We start from the raw sequence: 19,813 nt of genomic DNA on the forward strand, positions 1-19,813 counted from the left end.
AGGTATCAGTGCTCGGTGACAGTGGCTTCGGGGTCGCCCTCTTTCCACGTGATGATGCCGTGCTCGAAGGTGGTCTGCTTGGACCCGTCAGCGTTGGTGGTCTCGTCGCTGGTCGGGTAGCCGAGCTTGCCCTGCGAACCGCCCAGCTCGTTCCACTTGTCGCGGATCTTGCCCCACACCACGTAAGAACGGGTGGTGTGAACGATCACGCCGCCGTCGAACTGCTGGTAGATGCCGCCGTCGGGGTTCTTCTGCTCGGCACCGGTGGGCTCGCCCAGATCCTGCTTGGCGGTCGCGTCCAGGGAATCGAGCTTGGCCAGAATCGGCCCGGAGACGGTGTATTCCTTGCCGTCGGCCCCGGTGATCACGGTCGAGCTGGCGGCACTCTCCTCTGACGGCGAGTTGACCGCGGACGAGATCACCGAGCTGGCCGAGGACGCAACCGAGCTGGCCGAGCTCAGGGCTTCGCTGGTCTTCTCCTTGGCGGTGCCGTTGCAACCCGTGCCGATCAGCGCGACTCCCAAAACTGCTGCGGATACTGCTGCGGCCCGCTGTGTCGCCTTGCGCATGTGTAGTCCTTTCGAATTGGAAGGCCCCCGCAAACCGCACGGCTCGGCCCGAGTGTTATCGGGCCAGATGTTAGTCGTGAATATGACCGCTCGGCAATGAATTGGAGCAATTGATTGCCCTAATTCGAGGTGAATTCCGCAGTAGTGTGCACGTCTTCCTGCGTGCGGCTTCCGCCCGTTCAACCGACCGGGCGCGCAGCCTTATTCGCGCCGCAGTCGCGACTGCACGAACTGTTCGAGCTGCTCCCATTCTTTGACGGCGGGCGCGTACGGGCGCTGCGGCTCGTTGACCGATTCGCGGTCGAGGACGTAGCTGACCATGCGGCCCAGCGGACGGTCGGGCTGCAGGGTGTCGGCGACGACGCCGTCCTCGGCGTAGGTGCCCACGTCCTGCAGGAACTCGACGGCCAGATCGAGCTGCTCACGGTCCACCGCGTCCGGCCCGTCGGTGAGGTCGTCAGTCATCCCGGAGAGCACGTAGACGTTGTCATCGGTGATGTCGATCGAGAGCGAACCGTCGGTGGCGGCGGTCCGGATGTCGTCGTAGGTGCTCAGATCCGACAGGTCGTGGTCGTGCTCGTCGGCCAGGTAGCGGGCCAGGGCGCGTTCGGAACCGAACACGCTGATCCGGCCGTTGCGGCCCAGGAACACGGGCTGGTCGCCGAGGTAACAGCGCAGCGTGAAGAAGGTCCCGTTGTCGGTGATGATCCGAATCGGATCGATGCCCACCTTGGTCCAGAAGTTGGCGTCGCCGCCAAGCACCACCCGGTCGCCCGAGGCCCGCTCGGCCGGCGCGGCGGCCGCCTCGTCCGCACCGCTCTCGTCGTCGGTAGTCCCGGTGTCCTCGACGTCCTCGTCGGCCGGCTCCGGCTCGGCCGGGGCTTCTGCGGCCAGCTCCTCGGCCGCCTGCGACACCGCGCCGGCGTCGACGTCGGGCGTGGTGATGATCTCTTCGATCGCGGTCAGCACACCGCCCCAGTTGCGGCCGATGATCTCGGCAATCAGCTCCCAGCGCTTGCGCCCGGCCCGGCCGGTGAAGTTGTCGACGCCGCCGGCTAGCCAGCCCAGGTTGGGGTTGCCGTTGAAGAACTTCGTCACCGCGGTCAGGTCACATACCGAGCCGATCGCCGAGACGATCTCCAGTGCATTGGCCAGTGCCTGGACGGACTGCTTGGTCGGCTTCTCGGTCAGCAGTTCTTCGACCGCGATCAGGTCGTACTGCCGATTGCGGCCCGGGTTCAGCTTGTGGGCGTTGGCCTGAACAAGCTGCGGCCAGGCCGGGTGGTCGACCAGGTCGTTGTTGGCGTTGACTCGTACGAACGCGATCAGGTCGGCGGCGGTGGCGAAACCGTAGAGGTCCTCGTCCCTGCCCAGGAACGCCTGCCACTCGTCACCGGAGTCACGCCAGCTCGGCGCCCACAGGGTGTAGCGGTCACCATCGGTCACCGTGAGGCGGATCGGTACAAGGTCAGCTGCCATGGCGCACAGAATAACGATGTAGCCCGCGCGGCCCGAAGGCGGGATTGCGCCAGGTTTAGCGTCGTGATTGGCAGCGGGGCGTTTCGCATCGCGAATTAAAGAATCCTGAATTTTGCGGTGATCGGGTCGGCGGCACGCGCCGGGTGGCTAGCGTCGCTGCTGTCGTAATGCCGGGCCGGGGGAGGTCGCGATGACGACTGGTCGGTTGCGCCCGGCGGGCGCGATGCTGCTGGCGCTGCTGTGTGGCATGGTGTTGGGCCTGACGTCGGCGCTGTCCTCGGCGGCGGCCTACCGCGTGGACCAGCTGGCGATTCGGCTGCGGCTGCTGGCCGATGCGGGCTGGATCATGAGCGGCACCGGCGTGCCCGATCCCGGTGTCGGGCCCTACCTGGGCCAGATCCTCGCCGGTTACCTGCAACCGTCATCGCCGCTCTTCACTGACCAGCCGACGTTCCCCGGCTACAACTTCCAGGGGTTGGCCACGCCGGAGCAGTTCTGCCCGTTCGTGTGCATCCCGGACCAATCGCCGATGGACTTCGGCACCTCGCTGAACACCGGGGTGGGCTTGCTCAACCAGGCGATCCTGGCGCAGCTGCTGGCCGGCGACAACGTGACGGTGTTCGGGTACTCGCAAAGCGCTGCCATCGCGACCATCGAGATGAACAACCTGATCACCAACGCCGGGACCGTCGGCTACCCGACGCTGGATCAGCTGGGCAACATGCACGTCGTCCTGATCGGTGACCCGAACAATCCGATCGGCGGCATCCTCGATCGCTTCCAATTCGCGGGCGACCAGCACCTGCCGTTCGTCGACATTCCGCTGAGCCTGAACCCCACCCCGACCGAGCACATCGCCTCGGACATCTACACCGGTGAATACGACGGCTGGGCCAACTTCCCGCAGGACCCGACCAACATCCTGGCCGTCGTCAACGCGCTCATCGGCATCCTGACCGTGCACCCGTACTACCCGGACTACACGGCAGAGCAGCTGGCCAGCGCCATCAACGTCGGGACGATCGGCGACGCGAGCCTCTACATGATTCCGCAGAATCTGCCGATCCTGCAGTTCATGTTCAACGGGGGGACCGCGGGGCAGTTCTTCGGCGACTTCTTCTCACCGTGGGCCAGGCTGGTCATCGACTGGGGCTACGGCAATGCCGGCGACCCGGACGTCAACGGCCTCTACCGGATCCCGGCCGGCGACTTCATCAGCGGCAGCGCCTACCAGCAGGCGTTCGGAGTGGCCGGCGGCCCGTGGGCCATGACGCCGACAGGCGAGCTCTATGACGGATCCAGCGTGATGGGCCTGTTCGAGCGGATGGACCCGTTGCAGATGCTGGCCGGTGTCCAGAACGCGCTGATCCAGAGCCTCGTCGGCCCGTGGGCCGACGTCGCGGCCGCGGCGAGCGGCGGTGCCCTCACCGCCGGTGACATCAGCACCATCGCCGGGGTCACCGATTTGCTGCAGACCATCACCGGCTACGACCTGATCAACTCCATCGACCAGTTGCTGATCGACGGCTGGCGCGACCTGGCTACCGCACTGAACCTGGGCGATGTGCTGGGCCCGGACGCCCTGATGAGCGGGGCCGGGGTGCCCGGCGACGGGCTGCTGGATCTCATCGGAGCGGGCTTCAGCCTGTTCAACTTCTTCGGTGCTTAACGCGGCACCACTGAGCGAAAGCCAGGCCGGTTGTCATCGATTTGACAACACGCGTTTTCTCAATGAAGGTCAACACTGAAAGCCGCCTAATAGATTAATGTGATCTTGCCAGGTGGGCGTAATTGATCGCCGATGACATATTCGAACCGTTCTGGGAGGTCTGCGATGACGGCTAAGCGCGTGTATCCGCTGGGGACGACGGTGCTGGCCGCGCTGTGTGCCGTCGTCCTCGGAATGGCGTCGCTGCTGAGTCCTGGGTTGGCAGCCCGGGTCGAGAAGATGATCGCCGATGTCGCGCTGCTGGCCGGCCAGGCATGGATCATGACCGGCACCGGTCAGGCCGACCCGACCATCGGCAACTACATGGATCTGGTGCGGATTTTCTACCTCCAACCGGTCACCCCGTGGTTCGACGGGCAGACGACGTACGGCGATTACGCGCTCAACGGCCTGACCACCCCCGAACAGTTCTGCCCGATCGTCTGCCAGTCGCTGCCCGTCCCGCAGTTGAACTTCGGCGACTCGCTGACCGAAGGCGTGGCCAACCTCGAGGCTGCGATCCGCCCACAGCTCGAAGCCGGTGACGAAGTCACGGTGTTCGGCTTCTCGCAGAGCTCGGTCGTAGCCACCCTGGCGATGCACAACCTGCTGGCCGACGCGCCCGGCGGCGACTACGACCCGTTGAACCTGCACTTCGTGCTGATCGGTGCCCCGAACAACCCCATCAGCGGCATGCTGACCCGGCTGTCCTTCCCGGACGGGTTCGACGGGAACATGCAGCACATTCCGTTCCTGAACATCCCGCTCGGCATCGAACCGACTCCGACCATCCCGTTCGCGACCGACGTCTACAGCACCGAATACGACGGCTGGGCCGTCTTCCCGCAGGACCCCACCAACCTGCTGGCCGTGATCAACGCGATCATGGGCATCGGGGCGGTGCACAACGCGTACTTCGATGAGAACCTCAGCAACGCCATCGACCTGGGCACGATCGGCAACACCAACTACTACATGCTGCCCACCGCCGAATTGCCGATCCTTGCGCCGCTCTACGGCCTCGGCGACATCGGCAGGTTCGCCGCTGACGCGCTGTCGCCGATCCTGAAGACGGTCATCGACTGGTCCTACGGCAACCCGGGTGCCCCGGACGCCGGGATCACCGTGAACGGCGTCGACCCGCTTGGCGCGGCGGGCGCCTGGGCGGTCACCGCGACGGGCCAGCTGTCCGAGGACACCGGCGCCGGGTTCCTGCTGAGAATGGACCCGCTGCAGATGCTCGCCGGCCTGCAGTACGCCGGCGTGCAGAGCCTGACCAACACCATCAACAACCTGCTGGACTTCGCCGGACTGGGCCCGCTGTCGGACTCGTTCGTCGACACTCTGCTGTCGGGCTACAACCTGACGCTCGGCCTGGACCAGGCGCTGCTCACCGGATGGCACGATCTGGCCACCCAGTGGGACGTCCTCGACGTGCTGGGGCCCGACGCCATCTTCAACGGCGCGCCGCTGATCTCGGCCCAGCCGCTGCTGGACCTGCTCGGGGTGGGCTTCAGCCTGGTCAACCTGCTCGACGCTTAAGCCGATGCAGCACCGGCGCTCGCTGGGGGCCGCCCTGCTCGTGGCGGCGTCGGTGCTCTCCTCGGCCTGCGGGCCGGCGGTGCTGAGCCTCGGCGCGGCAGATCGGCACGACGTTGCGCTGATGGGCAACGAGGGCTGGATCATGGGGCCGACCAGCATTCCCGACCCCACGGTCGGCGGCTACCTGGACGCCGTGTTGGACCTGTTCCTGCAGCCGGGGGCGCCGTGGTTTCCCGGGCAGCCGACCTTTCCCGGCTATCAGTTCGAAGGCCTGGTCACTCCGGAGCAGTTCTGCCCGCTGGTGTGCCTGCCGCCCCCGAATCCGTATCTGACGTTCGCCGAGTCGGTAGCCAGCGGTGTGCAGATCTTGCATGCCGCGATGGCGCCGCAGCTCGCCGACGGCTCAAGCGTCACGGTGTTCGGCTACTCGCAGAGCGCCACCATCTCCACCCAGGAGATGATCAACCTGCTCGCGGCAGCACCCGGCGAGGTCGGTGCCGGGTATGACCCGGCCAACCTGCACTTCGTCCTGATCGGCAACCCCAACAACCCGCTCGGCGGCGTCCTGACCCGCTTCCCCGCATATCCACTGCTGGGTGACCAGCCGGTGCACCTGCCGTTCCTGGGCATTCCGTTGAGCATCGGACCCACCCCGACCAGTGGGTTCGACACGGATATCTACACCGGCGAGTACGACGGCCTGGCCAACTTCCCGCAGGACCCGGCCAACCTGCTGGCCATGGTCAACGCGCTGATCGGCACGGCGACCGTGCATTTCTCCTACGTCGACCTCGACAACCTGGCCGACACCGTCGACCTCGGCCGGATCGGGGACACCGACTTCTACCTGATTCCCCAGCAGTTGCCGATCCTGTGGCCCCTCTACCAGCTCGGGGATTTCGGCAAAGTCATCGGGGACGCATTGGCGCCCATGCTGAAGCTGATCATCGACTGGGGCTACGGCAATCCGGGTAATCCGTTCGTCGGCGTCAATGGCACCGATGCCGTGGGGCCTTGGGCGGTGACCGCCGGCGGCCAGCTGGCGGACGGCTCCGATGTCGCCGGTTTCCTGCTTCGGATGGATCCGCTGCAGATGCTTGCCGGCCTGCAGTACGCCGCGGTGCACAGCTTCATCGACCCGGTCAATGCGCTGTTGGGTTTCGCCGGGCAGTCGCCGCTGCCGGATTCGTTAGTCGATGCGTTGTTGACCGGCTACCACCTCACCAACGCCGTGGACGCCCATCTGCTCGACGCATGGAACGAGCTGGCGGTGTCGTTGAACGTCGCTGATTGGCTGGGCCCCGACGCCGTGTTCAACGGCGAACCATTGATCTCGCTTGCGCCGATGCTCGAGATGGGCGCGGTGGTCTTCGAGATACTCAACTTCCTCGGCGCATGACCCGTAGGGTCGCGGGCGTGGATGTGTGCGTTGTCGACCACCCGCTGGCCGCAGCGTGGCTGACCGCGCTGCGCGACGAGCGCAGCGACAACGCAGCGTTCCGGTCGGCTCTGCGCGAGCTGACCTGGATGCTGGTCTACGAGGCAACCCGCGACGCGCTCTGCCAGGACATCGTCGTGCGCACCCCGCTGGCAGACACCCGCGGGGCGCGGCTGGCGCGGCCACCGCTGCTGGTGCCGGTGCTTCGCGCCGGACTGGGCATGGTCGAAGCCGCACAGGCCCTGATCCCCGAGGCCGACGTCGGTTTCGTCGGGGTGGCGCGCGACGAGGCCACCCATCAACCGGTGCCCTACCTGGCATCGCTGCCGGCGGATCTGAGCGCTAGCCCGGTCATGGTCCTCGACCCGATGCTGGCCACCGGCGGCTCGCTGGTGCACACGCTGGGACTGCTGGTCGATCGCGGTGCTACCGACATCACGGTGCTGTGTGTGGTTGCGGCGCCGGAAGGCGTTGCGGCACTGACACGAGCGGCACCGGGCGTGCGGTTGTTCACCGCCACCGTTGACGACGGACTGAACGAGGAGGCGTATATCGTTCCGGGTCTGGGCGATGCCGGTGATCGTCAGTTCGGGCCGCGCTGAGATTCCCACCGTCACGCCCGTAACAGGCGGGCAAGTATGTGATTGTTGCCCGCCTTTGAGCGACAAATGTTGGTGCGTTGGCGGAGTCAACCCTCTCGCAATCCGTTGTCGCTCAAAGGCGGCCAAACATCACACCCCCTCGAGCTGGTTGCAGGTGAGCCGGGTGTGGCGGCTGGTGACGAATGGAGTGAATGAGGCGCTACCAGGAGCGGGCCGCGAGGGCGACGGCCTCACACACCCGCTGCGCCTCCGCGCGATCCCCGGCAAGGTCATCCGACGGCGGCCGGGCGACCTCGAGATAGCACTTGAGTTTCGGTTCAGTGCCCGACGGTCGCACCACCACGCGTACCGAGCTGCCGTCGCTCTCGCCGGTGAACTCCAGCGCGTCGGTGACCGGTCCACTGCGGTGCAGCAGATCGGTTGAGGTGAGGGCGAGTCCAGCCAGCGTGGCCGGTGGATCAGCGCGTAGCCTGGCCATCACGGCGACCGCCTCGGCGGGACTGGTGACCCGGCGCGACACCGCATCGGTGACGTGCACACCGTGCCGTCGTGCCAGTTCGTCGAGCGCTTCGGGAACTGAGCTACCCCGCCCCGCCAGTGCCGCGACCAGATCGCAGACCAAGACCGCGGCGCTGATGCCGTCTTTGTCGCGCACAGCATCTGGGTCGACGCAGTAGCCGATCGCCTCCTCGTAGGCGTAGGCCAAGGTGACGCCGGGCGGGCCGTCTGGTGGCAGGTCGGCCCGTGCCAGCCACTTGAACCCGGTCAGCGTCTCCGCGTGGTGGGCGCCGTAGCGCTGTGCGATGCGCACCAGCATGCGCGACGACACCACGCTGCTGGCGACCAGCACACCGGCCGCCGGGCCCGCGGGCAGTCGCGACAGTAGGTAATCGCCCAACAACCAACCGGTTTCGTTGCCGGTCAGCATCCGCCAGCCGTCCGGGCCAGGGATGCCGACCGCGCATCGGTCAGCGTCGGGGTCCAGGGCGATCGCGATGTCGGCGTCGACCTCTTCGGCCAGTGCCAGCAGCGCGTCCGTGGCGCCGGGTTCTTCGGGGTTGGGGAAAGCCACGGTGGGAAAGTCTGGATCGGGGTCGAATTGGCTCTTCACCGGGTGAATATCGGCGAACCCCGCGGCACGTAAAGCCTCGACCGCGACCTTGCCACCCACGCCGTGCAGCGGCGTCAGCGCCACCCTTATCCGGCCGCCGTGCCGCCGCACCGCCGCGGCTCGCCCGATATAGCGCTCGATGAGTTCGTCTCCGGCCGGCGTAACAGGGCGGCGGGCGATCGTGTCAGCGGGGGGAGCGGCGGCCATCGCCGCCTCGATCTCGGTGTCGGTCGGCGACACGATCTGTAGGCCGCCGTCGAAGTACACCTTGTAGCCGTTGTCGGTAGCCGGGTTGTGTGAGGCGGTGATCTGGATTCCGGCCGCCGCGCCGGTGTGGCGTACCGCGAATGCCACCACCGGCGTCGGGCAGGGCTGGGGTAGCAGCACTACCGAGAATCCGGCGCCGGCAAGCACTTCGGCTGTCGCAGTAGTGAATTCCGCCGAGCCGTGCCGCGCGTCGCCGCCCACCACCACCGTCGAGCCCGTGCGTCGCTGCGCGCCGAGCACCTGCGCCACCGCCCAGCTGGCGCGCAGCACCACGGCGAGATTCATCGCGTCGGGTCCACCCCGTACCGGGCCACGCAGCCCGGCGGTGCCGAAGCGCAGCGGTGCCGCGAATCGGGTGGCCAACTCGCCTGGACTGCACGCGCGCAGTTCCGTAGCGGTCGCGGGGTCGGGGTCGTGGGCGATCCAGTCTTCGGGGGTCACCCGTTGATTGTGACAAGCGGTCGGTCGACAGGAGATAACTAATAAACTGGCTAATTAATTGCTGCGCTCCCCTGGTTTGCCATCACTTGACAATGGGGGGGGGGGACGGTGGCCGAATCAGCGCCCGTGCTGGCGAGAAGTTCAACCTCGGCATACCGGCGAGTTCTACTACGTGATCTGCGGTCAGTACCCGGCGTGGGGATACTTCGACCACCCGCCGCTGGTGCCGCTGATGGCCCGGGTGGCTGCCCTGGGCGGCTTGCTGGGGCTTCGGCTGTTGGCCATCGCGATCCGGTAGTCAGCGGCGACAGCAATTACGCCCTATGGGGGCCCGCCGGCCGGCGACGCAGCCACGGCGCTGTGTGTCGGGCGATTCCCGGTCCGCAAGCTCACGCAGTATTGGGAGCACGTCACTACCTGGCGTCGATCACGATCCCCGGTGGTGTGCACAACGGGTTGCACGGAGCCCACATCTACCTGTGTGAGCAACCGCGGGGCAGCTGAGCCAAGATGTGGCCGCGGATGCGCCACAGCTCCGATGTTCCGTCCTGATCCGCCGGGGAGGCACTCGGCCGGCCACCTCGAAAGAAAGCCCATGTGTGCGGTCCTGTTGGTTCTGGCGAGCTAAAAGTAGACAGGTGTCAACTACTTGTTACGATGCTCCGGTTTGAGTCCAACATGACAATGGAGTGCCGGTGACTGGTACGACGTCTTCGCTGGTGGGCGGATCGCCTGCCCCGTCGGTGAATCGACGAACCCTCATGCCGGTAGCCGTGGTGGTCGCCGTGGCCGCGGTCGTCCAGGGGGCCTTCGCCATGAACTACGGCTGGCACCCCGATGAGTTCTACTACGTGATCTGCGGTCAGTACCCGGCGTGGGGATACTTCGACCACCCGCCGCTGGTGCCGCTGATGGCCCGGGTGGCTGCCCTGGGCGGCTTGCTGGGGCTTCGGCTGTTGGCCATCGCGATACACCTGGGCTGCATCGTGCTGGCGGCGCTGTTGGCCGCCGAACTGGGCGGGCGGCGCGTTGCCCAGGTCATCAGCGCGGCCGCGGTGGCGGCCAGCCCATTGTTCATGGGTGCCGCGATGTTCTTCGGGACCACCCTGGTGGACCAGCTGATCTGGATCGCGGTGCTGCTGCTGGTGGCGCGGGCGCTGCGGATCGGAACGGTGCTGGCCTGGCTGCCGGCCGGCGTGGTGGCCGGTATCGGGCTGGAGGCCAAGCAGACCGTCGCGTTGCTGCTGATCGGCATCGGGGTCGGCTTCGTCATGTTCCGGCGTGATGCGCTGCGCTCGCCGGGGCCCTGGCTGGGCGCTGCCGCGGCGATCACGCTGGCGGTCCCCAATCTGATCTGGAACGCCGCACATGGCTGGCCGAGTCGGACGTTCGCGCAAGCGATGTCGGTACGGATGGGCGGCCCGGCGGGATCGCTGACCCAGGTTCCACTGCTGCTCCTCTTGTACGCCGGCCCGTTGCTGGTGCTGCTATGGGTGATCGGAGCACGGTGGCTAGCGTCCGATGATGCCCGCGAGCACCGCTGGATGCTGGCCGTGCCGGTGGTCGCGTTGGTGCTGTGCGTCGTCACCGGCGGTCGCTGTTATTACGCGGGCCCGGCGCTGGTCGCGTTGTTCGCCGCCGGGGCGGTTTGGATCGAGCGCGAGAATCCCGACCGGCCGCCGCGAGGCTGGGCGATTGCGCTGGTCGCGCTGTTTGCCGGCGCGGTGGTGTTCTGTCTGCCAGTACTGCCGCCGGCGAACCAGACCATGCTGCGCCGGTTCAATCCCATTCCGATGGAGACCTATGGTTGGCCACAGTTCGTCGAGGGGGTCGCGGCTGCCGCTGAGTCGCTGCCCGACGACGCGCCGATCTTCACCAGCAACTACGGCGAAGCCTCGGCGCTGCGGATCCTCGGGCCGGCGGCCGGCATCAACCGTCCGGTGGTCAGCGGCGACAGCAGCTACGCCCAGTGGGGCCCGCCGGCCGGCAACGCCGACACCGTGCTGTGCGTCGGGCGGTTCCCGGTCGTGAAGTTGACCCAATACTGGCGGCATGTGACCTACCTGGACTCGATCCGGTTCCCCGCCGGCGTGCGCAACGGGGAGAGTGCCGCCAAGATCTATCTGTGCGAGCAGCCGGTGGGCAGCTGGGCATCGATGTGGCCGCGGATGCGGCACAGCTCGGGAGTGAGCTACTGACCTGAGGGCGCCGGCAGCCGCGCGATGACGTCGGCCAGCAGTGCGCCCATGCGGGCCGCCGATTCCCGGCCTGCGGCCAGCACCTCGGTATGGCTGAGCGGCTCACCGGTGATCCCGGCCGCCAGGTTGGTCACCAGGGACAGGCCCAAGACCTGGGCGCCGGCTGCCCGGGCGGCGATCGCTTCGTGCACGGTCGACATGCCGACCAGGTCGGCGCCCAGGGTGCGCAGCATCCGGATTTCGGCGGGGGTCTCGTACTGTGGGCCGGCCATCCCGGCATAGACGCCCTCGGCGAGGCTGGGGTCGACCTGGTGAGCCAGCGCCCGCAGCGACGGCGTGTAGGCATCGACCATGTCGACGAAGTGCGCCCCCTCAAGGGGAGAGCGCCCGGTCATGTTCAGATGATCGCTGATCAGCACCGGTTGACCGACGTGGTAGCTGGCCCGCAGGCCGCCGGCCGCGTTGGTCAGCACCACGGTGTTGGCCCCGGCCGCGACGGCGGTGCGTACCGGGCGGACGACGTCGACGAGCTGATGGCCCTCATAGGCGTGGATCCGGCCGACCAGCACCAGCACCCGGTGGGCGCCGATCTGCATGGACACCAGCTCGCCGGTGTGGCCCGCCGCCGTCGGCGTGCTGAACCCGGGCAAGTCGGCCATCGGCAGGCTCGCGGTCGCGGTGCCGAGGGCCGCCACCGCGGGCGCCCAACCGGAACCGAGCACGACCGCCACGTCATGCGTCTGGACGCCGGTGCGCCGGGCTACGACCGCGGCCGCCTGAGTTGCCAGCGGTACCGTCACAGGCACTGAGTTTAGTAGTGCGCCGCGATGGGATACTGCCTGAATGTCTCCAACTCCCGTGTCGCACGCCGTCGAGGCGTGGCTGGCGGCCCATGCCGAGGAATTGGTGGCGTGGCGACGGCATCTGCACCGCCACCCGGAGTTGAGCCGGCAGGAATTCGCCACCACCCAATTCATCGCCGAGCGCCTCGCCAGCGCCGGGCTCAATCCCAAGGCCTTGCCCAGCGGAACCGGTCTGACCTGCGATTTCGGTCCCGAGGATGGGCCGCGTATCGCGTTGCGGGCCGATATCGATGCCTTGCCGATGACCGAACAGACCGGGGCGCCGTACGCGTCGCTGGTGCCGGGGGTGACGCACGCGTGCGGTCACGACGCGCATACCGCGATCCTGTTGGGTGCGGCGCTGGCGCTGGCATCCGCGCCGGAGTTGCCGGTCGGTGTGCGGCTGGTGTTCCAGGCCGCTGAAGAACTGATGCCGGGTGGCGCGATCGACGCGATCGCCGCGGGGGTGTTGAGCGGGGTCAGCCGGATCTTCGCCCTGCACTGCGATCCCCGGCTTGAGGTCGGCCGGGTGGCCACCATTGCGGGACCGATCACCTCGGCGGCCGACACCATCGAGATCACGGTCAGCGGTCCGGGCGGACACACCTCGCGGCCGCACCTGACCGCCGACCTGGTCTATGGGCTGGGCACGCTGATCACCGGGCTGCCCGGGGTGCTGTCCCGCCGCATCGATCCGCGCAACAGCACCGTGATGGTCTGGGGCGCAGTGAATTCCGGTGTTGCGGCCAACGCCATACCACAGTCGGGGCGGCTGGCCGGCACGGTGCGCACCGCCAGCCGGGACACCTGGGTGGCGATGGAAAGCATCGTCGAGGAGGCGGTGGCGTCCCTGCTGGAGCCGCTGAACATCGAACACACGCTGAACTACCACCGCGGAGTGCCGCCGGTGGTCAACGAAGCGGTGTCGACGCGGATGCTGACCCACGCGATCGAGGCCATCGGCCCCGAGGTGCTGGCCGAGACCCGGCAGTCCGGCGGCGGGGAGGACTTCTCCTGGTACCTGGAGCAGGTGCCGGGTGCCATGGGCCGGCTCGGGGTGTGGCCGGGCAGCGGGCCGCAGTTGGACCTGCACCAGCCGACGTTCGATCTCGACGAACGGGCGCTGGCCGTCGGGGTGCGGGTGATGGCCGGCGTCGTTGACCAGACCGATCTGCTCTGACCCCGTCTGGCGCGAGCGTGCGCGTTTGCACGCCGACACGCCGCAGATTCCGTACAACGATGCACCCTCGCGGCTCCCTCGCGGCTCCGGGGCCATTCACAATCCGGCCGTTGTCCACAGTTGGGGCCGGTCGGGCCGGATGAGGGAATCGGCTTTCATCGCCGACGTCGACGATCGGGCGCATGGATCAACGACTGCAGCGGCTACTCGATCGCCAAGGCGGCGTGGTTACGTCCGCCCAGGTGCTGACCTACCTGACCCGCCGCGGACTTGAAGCAGAGCTGAAACATGGACCACTGCAGAAGATCTGGTACGGAATCTACGGCTACGGACGAATCACGACCGAGCTGCGGCTGCGCGGGCTGGACCTGGCGACAGGAACCTCCGTCGCGGTCTGTCTGGTGACCGCGGCCGCGGCATACGGCTTTGACACCGAGGAGCCTGTCGATCTGCACGTACTCAACCCACCGGACCAGCAACTGCGGTCGGCCGACGGACTGGTGGTGCACCGGCGCGAGGGCGCACCACTGAGCGAAGTCGCGGGCCGACCGGCGACCACGCCGGAGTGGACTGCGATCGAGGTGGCCCGCACGCTTCGTCGCCCACGGGCGTTGGCGACACTGGATGCCGCGCTGCGCAGCGGGACCTGTACCCGCCGCACGCTGCAACGCGCCGCGATCCGCCAGGCGGGCCGGCGCGGCATCGTGGCCGTGCGCGAGCTGCTACAGCTTGCCGACCCGCTGGCCGAATCAGCGATGGAGAGCGAGTCCCGGCTGATGATGGTCGACGGTGGCGTGCCGACCCCGGTCCTGCAGCATCAGATTGTGGACCGCGACAACCGGATCTGGCGCGTCGATTTCGCCTGGCCGGAGCAGCGGGTCGCGGTCGAATACGACGGCGTCATCTGGCATGAGGGGCCGGACGCGTTCGTCTACGAGCGTCAGCGGCGCGCCGCGTTGCAGGAGATGGGCTGGGTGGTGATCTCGATCATCGCCGATGATGTGCGGCGCCGGCCGTGGGAGACCCTCCGCCGGATCGAAACTCAGCTAGGACGTGCGGCCGCCTGACCGTGCCACCCTGCGCGAGGGTGCGCAGTTGTACATCCACGCTGGCGTGTCGCCGTTCAAACACGCACCCTCGCGCAAAAAAGCTAGCTGCCGGGGCCGATGTTGCGGGCCGGGCGGGTCCGCAGGTTGCGCACGTATTCTTCTGGGGCACCGGCGATCTGGGCTGCCTCGGCCACCACACCCAGGTATCTCGCCGACGGCAGCCCGCGCTCCCAGGCGTCGACGACGTACAGCCACGCCAACACTGGCACGGGATCGCTGTCGGTCGGGCCCGAGGTGATTCCGTCTACCCGGTCCACCCGCAGCCGGATCTTCTTGTGGATGCCGAATTCCGAGCCTTCCCAGCTGTCCATGTTCTTCTCGTCCTCGGGAGTCACGTCGTAGAGAACGACGAAAACACTCGAGTCCGGGTCCTCGACGACGGTCGCCAGGGCGCCCTCCCAGCCGATGTCCTCGCCCGCGAACGTCAACCGCCAGCCGCGCAACCAGCCGGTGCCGGTCATCGGGGAATGCGGCGCTCGTTGCAGCATCTGTTCTGGATGCATGTTCGACCCGTAGGCGGCGTAGAGCGGCACGGCAGAAATCTTAAACGCCACGCTCCGGATAGGTTAGTCGCTGTGACTTCTCCCTCGACGCGCATCGTGATCGTCGGCGGCGGCCCGGCCGGCTATGAGGCGGCGCTGGTCGCGGCGGCCAAGGGTCCCGAAGCGGTATCGGTGACGGTGGTCGACGCCGACGGTCTCGGTGGTGCCTGCGTGTTGTGGGACTGCGTGCCGTCCAAGACCTTCATCGCCTCGTCGGGGGTGCGCACCGAGCTACGGCGTGCCCCGCACCTGGGTTTCGACATCCACTTCACCGACGCCCAGATCGAGCTGAATCAGATCCATGAGCGGGTGAAGTCCCTGGCCGCGGCGCAGTCCGATGACATCCGCACGCAGCTGATCAACTCCGGAGTGGAGGTCATCGCCGGCCGCGGGGAACTGATCGACGCCGAATCCGGCCTGGCTCATCATCGGATTCTGGTCGCCGAGCACGACGGAGGAGGGCAGCGTGTGCTCGACGCCGATGTGGTGTTGATCGCCACCGGGGCCAGCCCGCGCACCTTGCCCAGCGCCGAGCCGGACGGCGAACGCATCCTGACCTGGCGCCAGCTTTATGACCTGCACACGTTGCCCGAGCACCTCGTCGTGGTGGGTTCGGGGGTCACCGGCGCGGAGTTCGCCAACGCCTACACCGAACTCGGCGTCAAGGTGACGGTGGTGGCCAGCCGTGACCGGGTGCTGCCGCACGAGGATCCCGACGCCGCTCGGGTGCTCGAGACTGTTTTCGCCGAACGCGGCGTGACCCTGGTCAAGAACGCCCGGGCCGCCTCCGTGACCCGCGAGGGCGACGGGGTGCTGGTCACCATGACCGATGGCCGCACCGTGGCGGGCAGCCATGCGCTGATGACGGTCGGCTCCGTGCCCAACACGTCCGGACTGGGCCTGGAGCGGGTCGGGATCAAGCTCGCGCCGGGCAACTACCTGCAGGTGGACCGGGTATCGCGGACGTCGGTACCCGGGATCTACGCGGCCGGTGACTGCACCGGCCTGCTGCCGTTGGCGTCGGTCGCGGCCATGCAGGGCCGGATCGCGATGTATCACGCGCTGGGCGACGCGGTGGCTCCGATCCGGCTGCGTACGGTGGCGGCCGCGGTGTTCACCCGGCCAGAGATCGCCGCGGTCGGGGTGCCGCAGTCCCAGATCGACGACGGCACGGTTCCGGCCCGGACCGTCATGCTGCCGTTGCAGACCAACGCTCGGGCGAAGATGAGCCGGATGCGCTACGGCTTCCTCAAGCTGTTCTGCCGGCCGGCCACCGGCACGGTGATCGGCGGGGTGGTGGTGGCCCCGATCGCCTCCGAGCTGATCCTGCCGATCGCGCTGGCGGTGCAGAACCGGATCACGGTGGCCGACCTGGCCCAGACGCTGGCGGTCTATCCGTCGCTGTCGGGCTCGCTCACCGAAGCGGCCCGCCGGCTGATGACGCACGACGACCTCGACTGAGCAGCAGTGCTGAACCGAGCGTCACAGCGTGTCGGGGCGGGCGGCCACGTAGCCTGGCACACGTGAGCACGCTGGGACCGGACCAACGAGCACGAGCCTGGGAACGACTGGGCAGTGAGCAGTTCGACGTAGTGGTGATCGGCGCCGGGGTGGTGGGCGCCGGCTGCGCACTCGACGCCGCCACCCGTGGCCTCAAGGTGGCACTGGTCGAGGCGCGTGACTTCGCCGCCGGGACGTCGAGCCGAAGTTCGAAGATGTTCCACGGTGGACTGCGCTACCTCGAGCAGTTGGAGTTCGGGCTGGTGCGCGAGGCACTGCACGAACGCGAGCTGTCGCTGACCACGCTGGCGCCGCACCTGGTCAAGCCACTGCCGTTTCTGTACCCCCTGACCCGGCGGTGGTGGGAACGCCCGTATGTGGCCAGCGGGATCTTCCTCTACGACCAACTGGGTGGGGCGAAATCTGTTCCCGCGCAACGGCATCTGACGCGCGCGGGCGCACTGCGCCTGTGCCCGGGACTGAAGCGCAGCGCGTTGATCGGCGGGATTCGCTACTACGACACGGTCGTCGACGACGCCCGCCACACCCTCACCGTCGCGCGCACCGCGGGGCACTACGGGGCGGTGATCCGTACCTCCAGCCAGGTCGTCGCGCTACTGCGCGAAGGTGACCGGGTGACCGGCGTGCGGGTCCGCGACTCCGAGGACGGTGCAGTTACCGAAGTCCACGGCCACGTCGTGGTCAACGCCACCGGGGTGTGGACCGATGAGATCCAGGCGCTGTCGCGCCAGCGCGGTCGGTTCCACGTCCGGGCTTCCAAGGGCGTGCACATCGTGGTGCCGCGGGACCGGATCGTTTCGGAAGCGGCGATCATCCTGCGGACCGAGAAGTCGGTGCTGTTCGTCATCCCGTGGGGCACCCACTGGATCATCGGCACCACCGACACCGACTGGAACCTGGATCTGGCCCATCCGGCGGCCACCAAGGCCGACATCGACTACATCCTGACCCACGTCAACACCGCCCTGGCCACGCCGTTGACCCACGCCGACATCGAAGGTGTGTACGCCGGGCTGCGGCCGCTGCTGGCGGGGGAGAACGACGACACCTCGAAGCTGTCGCGCGAGCACGCGGTCGCGGTTCCGGCGCCGGGCCTGGTGGCGATCGCCGGCGGCAAGTACACCACCTACCGGGTGATGGCCGCTGATGCGATCGACGCCGCCGCCGAGTACATCCCGACGCGGGTGGCGCCCTCGATCACCGAGAAGGTGCCGCTGCTGGGCGCCGACGGCTATTTCGCGCTGGTCAACCAGGCCGAACACGTGGGTGCCCACCAGGGCCTGCACCCCTACCGGGTGCGGCATCTGCTGGATCGCTACGGCTCGCTGATCCATGACGTGCTGGCGTTGGCCGACGGACAACCGGATCTGCTGGACCCGATCGCCGAGGCGCCCACCTACCTGAAGGTGGAAGTCGCTTACGCGGTCGCCGCCGAGGGTGCCTTGCATCTGGAAGACGTGTTGGCCCGGCGGACCCGGATCTCCATCGAGTACGCCCACCGTGGGGTGAACTGTGCGCGCGAGGTCGCCGAAGTGATGGCGGCGGTGCTCGGCTGGGACGATGCGGCCGTCGAGCGGGAGGTGGCCAACTACACCGCGCGGGTGGAGGCCGAGATCCTGTCGCAGGAACAGCCCGACGACGCGTCGGCGGATGCGCTGCGCGTCAGCGCCCCCGAGGCGCGGGCCGAAATTCTGGAGCCGATTCCGCTTACCTGAACAGGATGTCATTACTGTGGGTACGATTCTAGGAATTATTCCGGCCTTTTAGGCTGATATCAGCGTTCACATCTGTTTGGCACACATTTCGGACAGGGCTACTTTCTGCCATGAGCTGGATCACTTGCGGGATCCGGGCGCGGGGAAGGGGCGGGTCATGGCGGGTGGAATCGGGGTGTGGCGCTCTCGCCGCTGTCCGTACTGGGGGGCGCGCTATCCGTCGCCGTGGTCGCCGGGACCGGCCTGCTCGGTGCCGGTGCGGGCGGCCCGCAGCTCCCCGGCCCGTCGACCGCCTCGACGCAGCACCAAGTGGTGCTGACGGCGTACCCGACATTCACGCAGAGCCTGCAGGCCCTGCTGGACACCATGTCGCTGGGGGATCTCAATCAGGTGCTGGCCGCCCTGGGCAATGTCCCGGGGACCAGCACGCCGCTGAGTGTCAGCTCGGATGTATCGGCCCTGCTGGCCTCGTTCAATCCCGACTCCACCACCCTGGCCGGCATCGCCGACCTCTTCGGATTCTCGCTCACAGAGCCGCTCTACAGCTCGAACGCCGCGGTGCAGTCGCTGCTGGGCACCGGCAGTCTGTTCTTGGTGGACGGCGTGCCGATCGGCAGCGTGGACCTCGGTGAGCTGGTGGATGTCGTTCTGGGCGACGGTGCCGGTGCGCATTCGCTGACCGACCTGGCCAACGCGGTGGGCTTGGGAACTCTGCTCGGTCAGTTCGCCGGCATGATCAACGCGCTGGGTCTGGAGAACCTGAACGTCGACGACTGCACCCTGACCTGCGGCGCCTTGCTGAATATCACCAGCCATCCCGATCTGACCGTAAACAGCTCGCTGGTCGACTGGTTGAGCGCGATACTGACCGTTCCTACCGCCGACATCACCCAACACGCGTACTCGGGCCTCGGCGCCACCACCGTTCTGGCCGGCAGCGCCTACACGCTGGGGGAGTACCTGCACATCCTGCCGGTCAGCTCCACCAACAGCACCACCATGGACAACGCGACGCTGGCGCTGTTGTTCAGCTTGAATCCCGCGCAGACCTGGGACAAGTACCTCGACGGCCTCCCGTTCGGCGGGACGCTGCTCGATCCCTCCGGCGAAACCTGGGGTGAGCAGAGCCTGGGCACCTTCCTGGCCAGCTTTCTGCCCGACGGCAGCACCCTGGCGATCACCGGCGACACACTGGTCACCGACTTGTTGGAAGCCTTCGGCCTGCTGACCCCCTAGCGGCTCGACCCCTCTCGCCACGCCCGGTCTGTCCCCGCAGGCCGGGCGTGGCTTTTGTCTGTACTGAATGCGCGATAAACGCACTGTGAATTTGCTGTCTATAAAATAGGGCGCGTTGTGCAGGAATTTCGTTCCATGTCGCAAAATAGCTCAAGTATTTTTGCCCTGTAAATTCCATACCGATTGACTGTTATGAAGCTATGTTAAGCGCCATTCGCCATCGATCTGACGTAGGGCGTGACCGGCTGGGATGAAAAGGCTGAGAAAACGCTGAGCTTCTTGCTGCTCGCGGGCGGCCTTACGCCCTGCCGGG

The 19,813-nt window shown here is 67.4% G+C and carries 16 protein-coding genes; 11 read left to right on the forward strand and 5 right to left on the reverse strand.

Annotation, left to right across the window (positions count from 1 at the left end; all coding sequences use genetic code 11):
• Nucleotides 1-5: 5 nt before the first annotated feature.
• Both EJK91_RS22100 and satS read right to left on the reverse strand, forming a co-directional pair.
• Nucleotides 6-569: an LGFP repeat-containing protein gene (locus EJK91_RS22100; RefSeq protein WP_024441926.1), complete on the reverse strand. Its 564-nt coding sequence runs from the start codon at nucleotides 567-569 to the stop codon at nucleotides 6-8.
• A 201-nt stretch (nucleotides 570-770) separates the two neighbouring features.
• Complete coding sequence (gene satS, locus EJK91_RS00415) at nucleotides 771-2,048, reverse strand: protein export chaperone SatS (protein ID WP_125077964.1); 1,278 nt, start codon at nucleotides 2,046-2,048, stop codon at nucleotides 771-773.
• Nucleotides 2,049-2,238: 190 nt separating this feature from the next.
• Here satS and EJK91_RS00420 point away from each other — a divergent pair, with 190 nt between their 5' ends.
• The 4 genes from EJK91_RS00420 (at nucleotide 2,239) to upp (ending at nucleotide 7,338) form a co-directional block, all read left to right on the forward strand.
• Nucleotides 2,239-3,717 carry a PE-PPE domain-containing protein gene (locus tag EJK91_RS00420; protein ID WP_125077965.1) on the forward strand — a complete coding sequence of 493 codons (1,479 nt, stop codon included), beginning with the start codon at nucleotides 2,239-2,241 and terminating at the stop codon, nucleotides 3,715-3,717.
• 165 nt (nucleotides 3,718-3,882) lie between these two features.
• Nucleotides 3,883-5,298, forward strand: a complete 1,416-nt coding sequence (locus EJK91_RS00425; protein ID WP_241178591.1) for a PE-PPE domain-containing protein — start codon at nucleotides 3,883-3,885, stop codon at nucleotides 5,296-5,298.
• A 4-nt stretch (nucleotides 5,299-5,302) separates the two neighbouring features.
• Nucleotides 5,303-6,697: a PE-PPE domain-containing protein gene (locus EJK91_RS00430; protein WP_046302293.1), complete on the forward strand. Its 1,395-nt coding sequence runs from the start codon at nucleotides 5,303-5,305 to the stop codon at nucleotides 6,695-6,697.
• Between the two features lie 17 nt (nucleotides 6,698-6,714).
• Nucleotides 6,715-7,338, forward strand: a complete 624-nt coding sequence (gene upp / locus EJK91_RS00435) for a uracil phosphoribosyltransferase (RefSeq protein ID WP_125077966.1) — start codon at nucleotides 6,715-6,717, stop codon at nucleotides 7,336-7,338.
• A gap of 199 nt (nucleotides 7,339-7,537) precedes the next feature.
• Here the strand turns inward: upp and EJK91_RS00440 are convergent, their stop codons facing one another.
• The gene (locus EJK91_RS00440; protein ID WP_046302291.1) at nucleotides 7,538-9,157 is read right to left on the reverse strand and encodes a phospho-sugar mutase; all 1,620 of its coding nucleotides are present in this window, start codon (nucleotides 9,155-9,157) and stop codon (nucleotides 7,538-7,540) included.
• Nucleotides 9,158-9,329: 172 nt separating this feature from the next.
• On the opposite strand from EJK91_RS00440, the gene EJK91_RS22880 reads away from it, so the two are divergent.
• Both EJK91_RS22880 and EJK91_RS00445 read left to right on the forward strand, forming a co-directional pair.
• Nucleotides 9,330-9,455: a hypothetical protein gene (locus tag EJK91_RS22880; RefSeq protein ID WP_277424708.1), complete on the forward strand. Its 126-nt coding sequence runs from the start codon at nucleotides 9,330-9,332 to the stop codon at nucleotides 9,453-9,455.
• A 397-nt stretch (nucleotides 9,456-9,852) separates the two neighbouring features.
• The gene (locus EJK91_RS00445) at nucleotides 9,853-11,355 is read left to right on the forward strand and encodes a glycosyltransferase family 39 protein (protein WP_241178592.1); all 1,503 of its coding nucleotides are present in this window, start codon (nucleotides 9,853-9,855) and stop codon (nucleotides 11,353-11,355) included.
• Here EJK91_RS00445 and EJK91_RS00450 read toward each other — a convergent pair.
• On the reverse strand, nucleotides 11,349-12,155 hold the full coding sequence (locus EJK91_RS00450) for a purine-nucleoside phosphorylase (protein WP_024441564.1): 807 nt from the start codon (nucleotides 12,153-12,155) through the stop codon (nucleotides 11,349-11,351). The two genes, EJK91_RS00445 and EJK91_RS00450, sit on opposite strands and share 7 nt — an antisense overlap.
• A gap of 43 nt (nucleotides 12,156-12,198) precedes the next feature.
• Between EJK91_RS00450 and EJK91_RS00455 the strand changes: the two genes are divergently transcribed.
• On the forward strand, nucleotides 12,199-13,377 hold the full coding sequence (locus tag EJK91_RS00455; RefSeq protein ID WP_125077967.1) for an amidohydrolase: 1,179 nt from the start codon (nucleotides 12,199-12,201) through the stop codon (nucleotides 13,375-13,377).
• Between the two features lie 182 nt (nucleotides 13,378-13,559).
• Nucleotides 13,560-14,444, forward strand: a complete 885-nt coding sequence (locus EJK91_RS00460) for a DUF559 domain-containing protein (RefSeq protein WP_125077968.1) — start codon at nucleotides 13,560-13,562, stop codon at nucleotides 14,442-14,444.
• Between the two features lie 83 nt (nucleotides 14,445-14,527).
• Here the strand turns inward: EJK91_RS00460 and EJK91_RS00465 are convergent, their stop codons facing one another.
• On the reverse strand, nucleotides 14,528-15,019 hold the full coding sequence (locus EJK91_RS00465) for a gamma-glutamylcyclotransferase (protein WP_125078033.1): 492 nt from the start codon (nucleotides 15,017-15,019) through the stop codon (nucleotides 14,528-14,530).
• 42 nt (nucleotides 15,020-15,061) lie between these two features.
• On the opposite strand from EJK91_RS00465, the gene EJK91_RS00470 reads away from it, so the two are divergent.
• The 3 genes from EJK91_RS00470 to EJK91_RS00480 all read left to right on the forward strand — a co-directional run bounded on the left by EJK91_RS00470 (nucleotide 15,062) and on the right by EJK91_RS00480 (nucleotide 19,500).
• The gene (locus EJK91_RS00470; protein ID WP_125077969.1) at nucleotides 15,062-16,489 is read left to right on the forward strand and encodes an NAD(P)H-quinone dehydrogenase; all 1,428 of its coding nucleotides are present in this window, start codon (nucleotides 15,062-15,064) and stop codon (nucleotides 16,487-16,489) included.
• Nucleotides 16,490-16,551: 62 nt separating this feature from the next.
• Nucleotides 16,552-18,264: a glycerol-3-phosphate dehydrogenase/oxidase gene (locus EJK91_RS00475; RefSeq protein WP_024441559.1), complete on the forward strand. Its 1,713-nt coding sequence runs from the start codon at nucleotides 16,552-16,554 to the stop codon at nucleotides 18,262-18,264.
• 177 nt (nucleotides 18,265-18,441) lie between these two features.
• Nucleotides 18,442-19,500: a hypothetical protein gene (locus EJK91_RS00480; RefSeq protein WP_125077970.1), complete on the forward strand. Its 1,059-nt coding sequence runs from the start codon at nucleotides 18,442-18,444 to the stop codon at nucleotides 19,498-19,500.
• Nucleotides 19,501-19,813 lie beyond the last annotated feature (313 nt).

It is taken from the genome of Mycobacterium sp. P7213 (genome assembly GCF_900604305.1).
Taxonomy (GTDB): domain Bacteria; phylum Actinomycetota; class Actinomycetes; order Mycobacteriales; family Mycobacteriaceae; genus Mycobacterium.

Bases quoted from the DNA above. Each gene is read 5' to 3' on its own strand.
- EJK91_RS22100 (WP_024441926.1), bottom strand. From the start codon at position 569: ATGCGCAAGGCGACACAGCGGGCCGCAGCAGTATCCGCAGCAGTTTTG.
- satS (WP_125077964.1), bottom strand. From the start codon at position 2,048: ATGGCAGCTGACCTTGTACCGATCCGCCTCACGGTGACCGATGGTGAC.
- EJK91_RS00420 (WP_125077965.1), top strand. From the start codon at position 2,239: ATGACGACTGGTCGGTTGCGCCCGGCGGGCGCGATGCTGCTGGCGCTG.
- EJK91_RS00425 (WP_241178591.1), top strand. From the start codon at position 3,883: ATGACGGCTAAGCGCGTGTATCCGCTGGGGACGACGGTGCTGGCCGCG.
- EJK91_RS00430 (WP_046302293.1), top strand. From the start codon at position 5,303: ATGCAGCACCGGCGCTCGCTGGGGGCCGCCCTGCTCGTGGCGGCGTCG.
- EJK91_RS00455 (WP_125077967.1), top strand. From the start codon at position 12,199: ATGTCTCCAACTCCCGTGTCGCACGCCGTCGAGGCGTGGCTGGCGGCC.
- EJK91_RS00460 (WP_125077968.1), top strand. From the start codon at position 13,560: ATGGATCAACGACTGCAGCGGCTACTCGATCGCCAAGGCGGCGTGGTT.